The sequence below is a fragment of the Aeromonas sp. s12 genome (assembly GCF_040907925.1).
In the GTDB taxonomy this organism is placed as follows: Bacteria; Pseudomonadota; Gammaproteobacteria; order Enterobacterales; family Aeromonadaceae; genus Aeromonas; species Aeromonas veronii.
The window spans coordinates 45427-57163 of sequence record NZ_JBFOCT010000021.1 but is presented as its reverse complement, the minus strand read 5'-3'; the positions used below and the strand labels follow the sequence as shown (position 1 = coordinate 57163).

Here is an 11737-nt window from a genome sequence, read left to right as displayed (position 1 = left end):
AGTTGGTTGCGGGGGCCGGATTTGAACCGACGACCTTCGGGTTATGAGCCCGACGAGCTACCGAGCTGCTCCACCCCGCGTCCGAATTGTCACCCTCAAGCCGAGCAGTAGCTTGGTGGCGTTTGTCTGCCTTCGACTGTTTACACAATCGCATGCTGACGAAAGAGTTGGTTGCGGGGGCCGGATTTGAACCGACGACCTTCGGGTTATGAGCCCGACGAGCTACCGAGCTGCTCCACCCCGCGTCCGATTTTTTTCTCGAAGTGGCCGAGCAGTAGCCAGTTCGATTTCTCCTTTCCCACCAACCGGTTACACCGGCTTGACTGGTCAGGATCTCAGATGGTTGCGGGGGCCGGATTTGAACCGACGACCTTCGGGTTATGAGCCCGACGAGCTACCGAGCTGCTCCACCCCGCGCCTGAGGTCGCCAATAATAGGCGCCAGCGCACAGATTGCAAGTAAATATCTCAAAAAAAGTTTATTCGTAGATTAATCGGACAAATAGTGCGGTCATTAGCAGCATCATGCTGTTTTTTCAGGCAATCGAGTCCTTGCCAGGCATCCGGCACTACACTCAATAAGGTGAACACTCCTCATTTTGGGTAGGTAGAATATGCGCATCTCCGCCGGTCACTGCCGTCAGTTGGGGGCCACACCCGACAGTCACGGCGTCAACTTCGCGATCTGGGCACGCCTCGCCAGCCGGGTCGAACTGCTGCTCTTCGCAAGCGCAGACGATGTGACCCCCGAGGTGATCCCCCTCTCCCCGCGCCTCAACCGCACCGCCTACTACTGGCATATCCATGTGGAGGGGATCTCGGTCGGGCAACGTTACGCCTATCGCATTCAGGGCCCGTGGCGCCCATATGGCGGCACCCGCTTCGATGCCGAGAAGGTGTTGCTCGACCCTTACGGCCGCAGCATCGAGCTTGGCGCCCATTACGATCGATGGGCGGCGGCCCGTCCAGGCAGCAATCTGGCTTGTTGCGCCAAGAACAAGGTGGTCGATACTCGCTACTACGACTGGGAAGGAGACAAACTGCCCGCTCACTCCCTCTCCCGCTCGGTGATCTACGAACTGCATCTGGGGGGCTTTACCAAGTCCCCGAGCTCCGGGGTCGATCCGGCGCTGCGTGGCACCTATCTCGGGCTGATTGAGAAGATCCCCTATCTGCAATATCTCGGTGTCACCGCCGTCGAGCTGCTGCCGGTGTTCCAGTTCGATCCTCAGGATGCGCCCAAAGGACTCTCCAACTACTGGGGTTACAGCCCCATGTCCTTTTTCGCCCCCCATGCCCAATACGCCTGCGGCGATGATCCGCTGACCGAATTTCGCGACATGGTCAAGGCGCTGCACAAGGCCAATATCGAGGTGATCCTGGACGTGGTTTACAACCACACCGCCGAAGGGGGTGATGATGGCCCCACCTTCTCGTTTCGCGGCATCGACAACGAGGCCTACTACATCCTCGACAACAACCAGAAGGACACCAACTATTCGGGATGCGGCAACACCTTCAACGGCGCTCATCCGGTGGTGCTGCGGATGATCATGGACAGCCTCCACTTCTGGCGTCAGGAGATGCACGTCGATGGCTTTCGGTTTGATCTGGCGGCCATTCTGTCGCGGGATGAATCGGGTCAGCCGCAGGCCAATGCGCCTACCCTGCGCACCATAGATACCGACCCCAACATCGCCGACATCAAGCTGATTGCCGAAGCCTGGGATGCGGGGGGACTCTATCAGGTGGGGTCACTGGCCGGCGCCCGCTGGCGTGAGTGGAACGGCCAGTTCCGGGATGATGTGCGCCGCTTCCTGCGCGGGGATGACAACAGCGTCACCGCCTTTGTCGAGCGGCTGTGCGGCAGTCCCGACATCTACCACTATCACCACGCCGATCCCGAGAAAAGCATCAACTTCGTTACCTGCCACGACGGTTTTACCCTGTGGGACTGGGCCAGTTACAACAGCAAGCACAACGAGGCCAACGGGGAGGAGAACCGTGACGGCTGCGATCATAACTTCAGCTGGAACCACGGCCATGAAGGGGTGACAGAAGATCCCCAGATCAACGCCCTGCGGATGCGCCAGGCCAAAAACATGATGGTGGCGACCCTGCTCTCGGTGGGCTCCCCCATGCTGCTGATGGGAGACGAGCTGCTGCGCACCCAGCGGGGCAACAACAACGGCTACTGTCAGGACAACGCCACCTGCTGGATGAACTGGCTGCCCAATGCCCGCAGTCAGGAGATGTTCCGCTTTATGAAGGAGCTGATCCAGTACCGCAAACACCTGTTTCAGCGCCCGGAACAGGAGAGCATGCCGCTGTCACTCACCGAGATCCTGCGCCACAGCGAGATCTGCTGGCACGGGGTCAACGCCGGGCAACCGGATTTCAGCCCCCACTCCCACGCCATCGCCATGTCGGCGCTGTCGAGCGAAACCAAGCTGGCGCTCTATGTGCTGTTCAACGCCTACTGGGAGCCCCTCACCTTCAACCTGCCGAGCCCGCCAAAGGGGGTCGGCGGCTACTGGCGGCGGATCCTCGATACCGCCCTCCCCTCGCCGCAAGATATCTGCACCTTCGGCATGCCGCTGGAGGGGCTGACCCGGGAGTATCTCGCCCAGCCGCGCAGCAGCTGCCTCTTTATCTGCGGGGCCGACGATTTCTATTGATCGATTGCTGTGAATTGATAGTTGCGATTCCTGCAAGCCAGATATGCAAAAGCCCCGAGCCAAGGCTCGGGGCTTTCTCTTTTCAGCGCCAGTGTCAGATCAGCTGGTGCAACACACTGGTAGCGGCAATCTGGGCGATCAGCAGGCCACACAGGGAGGTGGAGACCACCACTGGCGCGGTATCACGCTGCAAATAGAGCGGGCTGAACCAGAGCAGCAGAGAGGCCACCAGCAACGCTGCCTGGGTCACCACCGCCGGGATCAGGGCATCAAGATTGGCCTCCCCCCCTTGCCAGCCCACCAGCACTGCCAGCCAGACAAGGCTGGCCATCGCCCCCACCAGACCGGCCAGCGGCAACAGGGTGTTGAATGCCTTGAGACGATGACGGGCCCGCAGCAGCATCAGGTGGGCAAAGGCCGCCCCCAGTATCGCCATCTGCAGCAGGCCGCTCACCCAGCCCTGCAGTTGCAGCAGCCCGATGCCATAGAGAGCGAGCGGCAACGCTGGTAGCCAGAGCAGTGTCGAGGGGACTGAACGCTTGCCCTCCAGCCGTGACTGAGCCAGTGACAAGCCGACGCCGAGCACCAGTGCGCCCCCACCACTCCAGATGAGCCAGCTGGCCGCCTTGGCCTCTACCGCCAGCATCAGGGAGAGCGCGGTAATGACCCAGATGGAGAAGAGCTGCTGACTGATGCGCGAGCGCTGGCCAGGGCAGATATCACCGCGCCACAGCACGATGCCGAGGGCGATCAGGGCGCCAAGCGCCATCAATCCGGTGAGAGGAAAGAGCCAAAAAGGGAGTTGGACGAACACGACGCCTCCAGCAGTAAAGATTCGAGGTGCGCCACCGGGGCGCCAGAGAGGGGCGAGTATACCCAAACCGGCGGCTATCCCCAATCGCGACAAACAATCGCGGGCAAACAATCCGGGGCAATTTGCGCCAGCAGGGCCCACCTTGAAGGGTGCCCTGCTGGCAGCCATGTCCATAGGGACGGGATACGGCGCTGGCTTTAGCCCTGACCGCGGGCCAGCGCCACCACCCGGGCAAACATCTGGCGGATCACCGGCGGAATATGCTCGGCGCCGAGCCGCTCCGCCTCTTCCACCACCGCCAGCGCCATTCCCGGCTTGCTGCGGTGATGAATAGCCTTATTGATGATGTGACTGGCGCTCCACATGGCACGCCCGCCCACCCCGGCTTCGCGGCGAAACACAGCTTCAAAACCGTTGTGATAGAGGTAGTGCTCGATGTCGGCGGCAGGGAGCTGGGTCAGTCGGTCCCGCTCCCGCTCTCCCTTGAGCTGGCCCCGGGCCGAGGTGGCATACTTGAGCCCCGCCTCGTCGCCATCGGTCAGCAGGTGCCACTCGATGCCAAAGTCCCGCGCCACCTTGATCAGCGGCGACTGGCCGCACTGGGCAAACTCGATGATCCGCACCCCTTCGGCCCGCAGACTGTAACCGCAGATCTGCGCCAGCTCGGAGAGCAGCCAGATCTCGGTCTCCCCCTCCACCAGCAGCCAGCAACGGGCAAACAGCGACATGGGGCGGTTGATCCGCACGTGGAAGGCGATCTTGCGCAGATCGTCGCTGCTGTAACGCTCGCCCCCCAGCTGGTGACAGAGGATATCCTGTTGACGGCGCACCAGCCGCCGCACCTGATTGAGAGGCAGGGAGGAGAGCAAGTCCCCCGAGTTGGTGGTGAGCAGCTTCTGGCCCGGCAGTTGTTCCAGCAGCCCCCACGCCAGCGCCAGCATGGTCGGGTGCAGCCGGCTCTCCGGGTCCTCCAGGATCATGATGGGACGGGCCCCCTCCTCCAGCTCGCGGTTGCCCCGCGCTTGCAACAGGGTAGCCGCCATCCCCGCCATCGCCAGCTGCAGCGCGCGGTTATCGGCGCGGCGCAGCAGGGTATGCAGGTTGCCCGGGTTGCGCAATGTCATGGGGCGATTGATGATGTCGCGCTGACTGCGTGGTTTGTTCTTGATGGGGGCTAGTGCGTTGAAGTAGTGATCCATCAGCTGGCGCACCGCCTGCAATGCCTCTTTGAGCTCCGGCTCGCCGATCCGCTGGGGTTCGTCGATCAGCTTGTCCGCCAGCTCGCTCAGGCGATGCTCGGAGAGATCACCCCATTGCAATGTCTCCACCCCGTTGCGAGCGGTACGAGCGTCCCGCAGCCGGAACACCGGGTTCATGGTGATGAGCATGCAGACCAGCTCGTGGGTGTTGGCGATGGGCAGGCTCTTGCCTACCCCGTCGAGAAAGTCGTGAATGGTGAGCACAGAGCCATCCGCCTGCAGCTCGGCGCTGGCGCGATAGTGAATGCGGTGGAATTTGTCCTTGTGCAGCACCCAGGAGGGGCAAAGACGGGCCAGCCGACGGGAGTGCTGACACATCTGGGGTCTGTGCTCACTGAAGGTGAGCACCAGTTGCAGGTGGCGCGCCGGGGCCAATTCGGGATCTTCCGGTTGGTGAAAATCCTCAGCGGTGAACTGATAGGGCTCGGCATCCTGCCCCAGCAGACACCAGAGGGCGCGCAGCAGGCTCGATTTACCCCAGGTATTCTCACCGATCAGCACCGTTGTCTGATCCAGCCCGAGCGACAGGCGATTTATACCGCGAAAACCTTTTACTTCAATACGTTCCAGAAACATCCAGCCATGTCCACATCATTGTGATGGGGCAATAGTGGCAAAGTTACCGGAAAAATCCTATCGCAGGCGGGGCTTTTTCAACGTGAACTGTGAGGCACTGCAGGTTCGGGAGGGGTAACAACAGCGGTGCGATCTTGCGGGGCATTCCAGTGGCTGAACCAGAGATGACGGGTACGGATTTGACGTTTGCGATAATTCAATGGGCATTCCTTTCAATGGATAAGTGGTAGAGAGTACACCTCTTTTGCCCAAAGTCTCAGGGTTATCTGTGACGAGAAGATGACAATTGCGCCCGCCACTGCCCCGGCGTCAAACCAAACGCCTCGCGAAAACGATTGCCGAAATGGGCCTGGGAAGAGAAGCCACACTGACTGGCGATACTGGCCAGCGGCTCAGGGCCGGCCAACAGCTGCTTGGCCCGTTTGAGCCGCAGCCCAAGCAGATAGCGGTGGGGCGGGCAGCCGAGACTCTGGCCGAACATGCGGGCAAAGTGATACTCGCTCAGCCCCGCCTGCTGGGCCAGCTCTGCCAGCGTGACCGAATCGGCCAGATGGGCCTGCAGATACTCCTGCACCCGCTTGATCACCACGGGCGCCAGCCCGCCGCGTAGAGGCGGCAAACCGGGAGCCTCCTCGGTGTGGTGGCGGTAGGCGTGGAGGATCAACATCCAGGCGCCGTGGGAGAGTGCTAGCCGATCGACCCCGTGCTGCCACTGAAGCTGCATCAACTGGCGCTGCACCAGCGAAGCCGCCTGCGGATCGTCGATAAAGGTCTTGTCCACCAGTTGCAGGTGGCGCCCCTCCTTGTCACACACCTCCTCGGCGATACGGGTGAGGTGAGCCGGGGTGAAGTAGAGATGAAAGAAGCGAAACTCTTCGCGCACCAGCCACTCGGATCTGTGGTGATCCGGCATAATGCACACCTTGCCGGTGCCGCCGTGGCCACCCGGCCCATCGAGTCGCTCGGTCTGCTCGCCTCCTTGCAGATAGACGCTCAGGGTGTGGTGGCCCGGCTTGTGATAGCGGGTCTGGTCATAGCAGTTGCGCCAACTGGCGACGCCAAGCCCGGGTTCGAGCCAGCAGGCGTCCTCCAGCCGGGCGCCGGTGCTGACCAGTGCATCAAATACCCCTGCTGTTTTCATTCGCCCCTGCCGCCTGTTCCGGTGTACATGTTATGCCGCTGCCATCCATCTTACCGACCGCGCCCGCAGATGACAGCGCGTGACGATGAAAAACCGCAAGATGGTGCAATCCAGCCATCAGGGCTCGCCCCATAGTGGGTCATCTCTCCCTGACTCACCGGAACTGTGATGAATCTGATGCTCTATCTTGCCACCGTGCTTATCTGGGGTAGCACCTGGATTGCCATCGCCTGGCAACTTGGCCCCATCCCCATCGAGGTGTCGGTGCTCTATCGCTTCCTGCTGGCAGCGGTTGCGCTGTTTGCACTGCTCACCGCCAGCGGCCGCTTTCCGCGCCTCCCCTGGCACGGCCAGCGTTACGCAGCACTGCTCGGTGCCCTGCTCTTTTCCACCAACTTTCTCTGCTTCTACCACGCCACCCGCTATATCCCGAGCGGCATGTCGGCAGTGATCTTTGCCAGTGCCAGCATCTTCAACGGCCTCAACCTCTGGCTGTTCGAGAACAAGCGCCCCACCCTGCGCTGGTTGCAAGGCTCTTTGCTGGGGCTCTTTGGCACCCTGTTACTGTTCTGGCCGGTGCTGGCAGATGCGCAATTGGGTGCAAACGGCTGGAAGGGGCTGCTGCTCGCCTGTTGCGGCACCCTCTGCTTTTCGCTGGGCAATCTGGTCTCGGCCCGGGGCCAACGCCACGGCTACCACGTACTGCAACTGGTGCCCTGGGGCATGGTTTACGGCGTGGTGCTGTTGCTGGGCTGGGTCATATTGCTCGGGCAGCAACTGGTGGTGCCGACCGATGGCCACTATCTGGCGGCCATGGTCTACCTCGCCCTGTTTGGCTCGGTGATCGCTTTTACCGCCTACCTGACGCTAGTGGGGCGCATCGGTGCCAGCAAGGCCTCCTACGCCACAGTGCTCTTTCCGCTGGTGGCACTTACCCTCTCCACCTTTTACGAAGGTTTTGTCTGGCAGCCGGTCTCGGTGGCCGGAGTGGTGATCAGCCTCATCGGCAATCTGGTGATCTTCGCGCCGCCCTTAAGCGAATGGCGCATTCGACCGGCCAAGGCAGCAAACGACCCTTGCTCCTGAACCAGTCAGCCCCTAAGGTAGCGCTCAATCTGTGACGATCCTGATGGCGATAAACAAGGGGGCGAGATGTTACTGGAAGGGCTGGAGACGCTGAGCCTGCTGGCAAGTGAAAGAACCATGGCCAAGGTGGCCAGTCGCCTCTATATCAGCCAGTCGGCGGTGAGCAAGCGAATTGCCCAGCTGGAGCAGCGCCTCGGCAAGAAGCTGATCGAGCCGGAGGGGCGCCAGATCCGCCTCACCCCGCAGGCCAAGGAGCTGCTGGAACGAGTGGCCCCGAGTCTGGCCGAAATGAAGGGGGTGCTGGCCGATAGCCAGGATCTGGCGGATCAGAGCCCCCTCCCCATCGCCTGCTCCGAAACCCTGCTGGCGGGTTATCTCGCCCACTTTATGCGCGACTATCTGGAGCGCGATCCCCACCTTGCCCTCTCCACCCACCACACGCCGGTCATTCTGGCACGGGTGCGCAGCGGCGATGCCCTGCTCGGCATCTGCGCCGGTCGGCTCCCTCCCGGCCATGGCCTCGGCGCCGATCTGCTGCTTGAGGAGCCCTTCTATCTGGTGGGCGAGGCGCAGCAGATCCTGCCGCCAGCCAGCGCAGAGAGCAGGCGCAAGATCCTCACCATGGATCTGGAGAACCCCTCCAACCGCTACCTGCGCCAACCGCTGGCAGATATGGGATTGGAGCCCACCATGGAGCTCGACTCCTATCTGGCGCTCATCGAACTCGCCAAGGCAGGCATTGGCCCTGTGCTGCTCCCCGCTGGCCTGCTGGGGCTGGTGGGAGAACAGGGGGAGATGGCGCGCCCACTGCCCGGGCTGGGCCGCCCCCTGCATCTGGTCTACCGGCCAAACAGCCTAAAGCGCGAGCGCATTGCCAGGCTGGTGAGCGCCCTGCACCAACACTTTCTCCACCGCAGCGACACGCCGCGCTAGCCGTGTAAAACACCTGATATGACAACGGGGCCCAAGGGCCCCGTTAACAATTGCGATGCGGCAAGCAAGGCGCACATCAGATCCAGGCAAACAACTCCGGATACTGGCTCCACACCAGCTTGGCAGACATCAGCAAGGAGACGGTCACCAGCAGCGGCTTGATCAGCTTCACCCCTTTTTTCAGCACCATCTTGGAGCCAAAGCGGGCGCCGATAAACTGCCCCAGCGCCATGCAAAAACCGACACTCCACACCACCTTGCCACCGAGCGCAAAGAACAGCAGGGAGGCGATATTCGAGGTGAAGTTGAGCAGCTTGGTATGGGCGGTGGCCCGCGCCATGCCAAACCCTGCCAGCGCCACGAAACCGATGGCAAAAAACGAGCCTGTGCCCGGCCCGAAAAAGCCGTCATAAAAGCCGACGCCGCCCCCCACCAGCAGCGCAAACAGCATGGGAGTCAGACGGCGGGAGCTCTCGGCATCGCTTACCCGCGGCGAGAAGTAGAAGTAGCAGGCAAAAGCCATCAGCAGGAAAGGGAGCAGGCGCTCGAGAATGGCGGCGTCTATGTTCTGCACTGCCAGCGTGCCGATAGCCGCACCGATAAAGGTGCAGATCACCGCAGGCCAGATCATGGCCCACTCAAGCAGCCCCTTGCGAGCATAGAACCAGGTGGCAGAGAAGGAGCCAAAACTACTCTGCAGCTTGTTGGTGCCGAGCACCAGCGCGGGGGGCATGCCGGTGGCCAGCAGGGCCGGTACCGTCAACAGGCCACCGCCACCGGCGATGGCATCGATAAAGCCGGCGACAAGCGCTACACCGAACAGGGCAAACAGGGTAACCAGTTCCAATTCCATCCATAGACCTCACGAGAGTGGGTTGCCCGAAGGAGCAACCGGATATAACCAAAACGACGTTGTGCGGGGGGCTGCACAGGCTGTCCGCTATCCTAACGGGCCACTGACCATGAATCTAACGAAACAGTGGCAGCCAATTGATTCCTGATTTTCATTGATTTGAGCTATCAGGCCCCTGCCTCCTCAGAAGAGGGCCCCGTTAGCAAACCGTTGAAGCGACGTTCGCTTCCTTGATGGCCGCCAGCGCCTCACAGAGATGATCCTCATCGGCACCGGGGAAACGGCTGACCCGACCGGCCATGTAGCGGCTGCTGAACAAGTTGAACCAGTGCTGCAGTGCCTGCCCTGCCTTGAGCTCTCCCGCCACTTCCAGCACGCAGGCCGCCACTTCGGCGGTGCAGAGGTGCTCCTCGCTGTTGGCCACCCGCATGCCGTAGGTGGAGAGCGCATCGGGTTTGATGGCGAGCACCGGAAAACCGTCCAGGTAGGGGCTCTTGTTGAACATCTTGCGCGCCTCCGGCCAGGTGCCATCGAGCAGGATAAAGAGCGGTTTTTTACCCGGTGCCAGCGTCACCTCGCCGGTCAGGCGGGCAGGCTCCTTCTCGCAAGCGGGAAAGACCACATAGGGCTGCCAGGCGGGATCGGCCAGCAGGGCCAGCAACTCTGGATGGGGCTGGGTACGTGACCAGAGAAAGGCCCAGGTGGTATCCGGCAACACATCGGCGATGAGACGGCCGGTGTTGGAGGGCTTCATCGGCTCGCTGTCATACATCAGCAGGCAGAAACCGGCCTCCGCTTTGAGCTCGGGGCGCCACTCGCAGGCACACCAATCCTCGCGCAGCTGACAAGCCGGGCAGCGGGCCAGGGTGCCGCCACGGGCAAGAAACGGTCGGGTAGAGATACTCTTGCGCCAAGCCCGCAGGCGGTTGACGGCGTGATCAGGAACAGGCTTCATCTAGGTTCACAACTGGAGTCAAAACAGGAACGGCAGCGGTGCCAACAAGTCACGGCGCCACAGGGCCCGATAACAGGGGGACTGCCGGAAAAGCGCAAGATTGTACCGAGTTACGCGCTGGCGGAACAGCAATCCCTGCCCTTTTCGCCAGACACTGCGCCAACTCCTCTTGTCTTACGACTCCTGACAGCTGCGCAGCAGCTCCAGCAACAGGCTGCCATCGCGCAGCGCCTTGTGCACCTGCACCGAAGTGGGCTTGGTGGGATCTTCGTAGAAGTGGGTGGATTCAATCTGCAGCCGAACCAGATATTCGGCGGGCAACTGGCTGGCCAGCGACTGGTGCAGCATGGGGAACAGCAGCCGATCGGCACGGGTGATCTCGCCCCCGAGCAGCAGCTTGCCCGGATTGAGCAGGCAGATGAGATTGGAGAGCACCTTGGAGAGGCGACCTGCCGCCTGATGGAGAATATCCTGACAAAGGCTGTTGCCTGCCAGCGCCAGCTCGCACAGCTCGCGGATGGTGACGCTCTCGGGCAAGTCGTGTTCCTGCATCCGCTCGCGCAGATCCCGGTATTGCGCCTCCAGCGCCTGATTGGTCACCAGGGTGCAGGCGCAGCCAAAACCGCCGCAGTAGCAGCGCTGGCCATAGGGCTCGAGCTGCAGGTGGCTGAGATCCCCGAGCAGCGCATTCTCGCTCTCGATAAGCTGACCATTGACCACCATGCCGACCCCGATGTCGTTGTGGACAAACACCAGCACCGCGTCGGCGCAATTTTTGGCGGCCCCCCACTCCCGCTCGGCCTGGATCCAGGTGCGCACGTCACCGCTCACCAGCACAGGTACCGAGAACGCCTGTTGCAGAGTCGGGCCAAGGGGCCAGTTGCGCAGATCGTAGAAGGGGAAGTGCTTGACCATACCGGAGTGGCGCTCTACCTGACCCGGCAGACAGAGGGCGATACAGGCCAGACTGAGAGATTTTCTCGGCAAAAACACCTTGATGGCGTGTACCAGACTGCCCAGCAGATCGGCGCGCTCCTCCTCGGTAAAGAGGTGGCGCTGGCGAGCCAGCGAACGGCCGGAAAAGTCAAACAGCGCCATATCCACGTAGCCACGGCCGAGACGCATGGAGAGAAACTGGAAGCGGCGTTCGTTGATGCGCAGCAAGGTCTGACGACGGCCGCGCCCCACTGAACTTTCACCACAGGTGACCACCAAACCGCCATCGAGCAGTTCCCTGGTGATCTTGGTGATACTGGCAGGCGAGAGGCCGGTCAGGCGGGAGAGATCGGTGCGCGACAGCTCCTTGTGCTCTTCCAGGCTGGCATAGACCAGGCCGTAGTTGAGCTGCCGGATCAAATCGATACTACCTTTCACGATCTCATTCATAGGGTATGGGGCAAAGGCTGAAAAAAAGAGGCTGGCAATTTTCACACATTATTGGTC

General features: G+C 61.6%; 9 protein-coding genes and 3 tRNA genes. 3 read left to right on the top strand and 9 right to left on the bottom strand.

Going from position 1 to position 11737, the window contains the following annotated elements; all coding sequences use genetic code 11:
* Positions 1–3: 3 nt before the first annotated feature.
* The 3 genes from AB5Y67_RS09765 to AB5Y67_RS09755 form a co-directional block, all read right to left on the bottom strand.
* A tRNA-Met gene (locus AB5Y67_RS09765) sits at positions 4–80 on the bottom strand.
* A gap of 88 nt (positions 81–168) precedes the next feature.
* Positions 169–245, bottom strand: a tRNA-Met gene (locus AB5Y67_RS09760).
* A gap of 95 nt (positions 246–340) precedes the next feature.
* Positions 341–417: transfer RNA gene (locus tag AB5Y67_RS09755), tRNA-Met, on the bottom strand.
* Between the two features lie 196 nt (positions 418–613).
* On the opposite strand from AB5Y67_RS09755, the gene glgX reads away from it, so the two are divergent.
* On the top strand, positions 614–2677 hold the full coding sequence (glgX, locus tag AB5Y67_RS09750; RefSeq protein ID WP_199428594.1) for a glycogen debranching protein GlgX: 2064 nt from the start codon (positions 614–616) through the stop codon (positions 2675–2677).
* Positions 2678–2771: 94 nt separating this feature from the next.
* Here glgX and AB5Y67_RS09745 read toward each other — a convergent pair whose 3' ends face one another.
* The 3 genes from AB5Y67_RS09745 to AB5Y67_RS09735 form a co-directional block, all read right to left on the bottom strand.
* Positions 2772–3491 (bottom strand): hypothetical protein, encoded by a 720-nt coding sequence (locus tag AB5Y67_RS09745; RefSeq protein WP_042055862.1) that lies wholly within the window; start codon positions 3489–3491, stop codon positions 2772–2774.
* A 197-nt stretch (positions 3492–3688) separates the two neighbouring features.
* Positions 3689–5326 carry an ATP-dependent endonuclease gene (locus AB5Y67_RS09740; RefSeq protein WP_005333463.1) on the bottom strand — a complete coding sequence of 546 codons (1638 nt, stop codon included), beginning with the start codon at positions 5324–5326 and terminating at the stop codon, positions 3689–3691.
* Positions 5327–5588: 262 nt separating this feature from the next.
* A complete protein-coding gene (locus AB5Y67_RS09735) occupies positions 5589–6467 on the bottom strand; it encodes a helix-turn-helix domain-containing protein (protein ID WP_005352438.1) in 879 nt (292 codons plus the stop codon).
* A gap of 168 nt (positions 6468–6635) precedes the next feature.
* On the opposite strand from AB5Y67_RS09735, the gene AB5Y67_RS09730 reads away from it, so the two are divergent.
* Together AB5Y67_RS09730 and AB5Y67_RS09725 are read left to right on the top strand one after the other, a co-directional pair.
* Positions 6636–7553, top strand: coding sequence for a DMT family transporter (locus AB5Y67_RS09730; RefSeq protein WP_199428593.1), 918 nt, complete (start codon positions 6636–6638; stop codon positions 7551–7553).
* Between the two features lie 66 nt (positions 7554–7619).
* A complete protein-coding gene (locus AB5Y67_RS09725; RefSeq protein WP_199428592.1) occupies positions 7620–8486 on the top strand; it encodes a LysR family transcriptional regulator in 867 nt (288 codons plus the stop codon).
* A 76-nt stretch (positions 8487–8562) separates the two neighbouring features.
* Here AB5Y67_RS09725 and AB5Y67_RS09720 read toward each other — a convergent pair whose 3' ends face one another.
* The 3 genes from AB5Y67_RS09720 to AB5Y67_RS09710 form a co-directional block, all read right to left on the bottom strand.
* Entirely contained in the window at positions 8563–9339 is a 777-nt protein-coding gene (locus AB5Y67_RS09720) for a TSUP family transporter (RefSeq protein ID WP_199428591.1), read from the bottom strand.
* Positions 9340–9538: 199 nt separating this feature from the next.
* Positions 9539–10294 (bottom strand): tRNA-uridine aminocarboxypropyltransferase, encoded by a 756-nt coding sequence (locus AB5Y67_RS09715; RefSeq protein WP_199428590.1) that lies wholly within the window; start codon positions 10292–10294, stop codon positions 9539–9541.
* A gap of 174 nt (positions 10295–10468) precedes the next feature.
* The gene (locus AB5Y67_RS09710; RefSeq protein ID WP_005333476.1) at positions 10469–11680 is read right to left on the bottom strand and encodes an ROK family transcriptional regulator; all 1212 of its coding nucleotides are present in this window, start codon (positions 11678–11680) and stop codon (positions 10469–10471) included.
* Between the last annotated feature and the right edge of the window lie 57 nt (positions 11681–11737).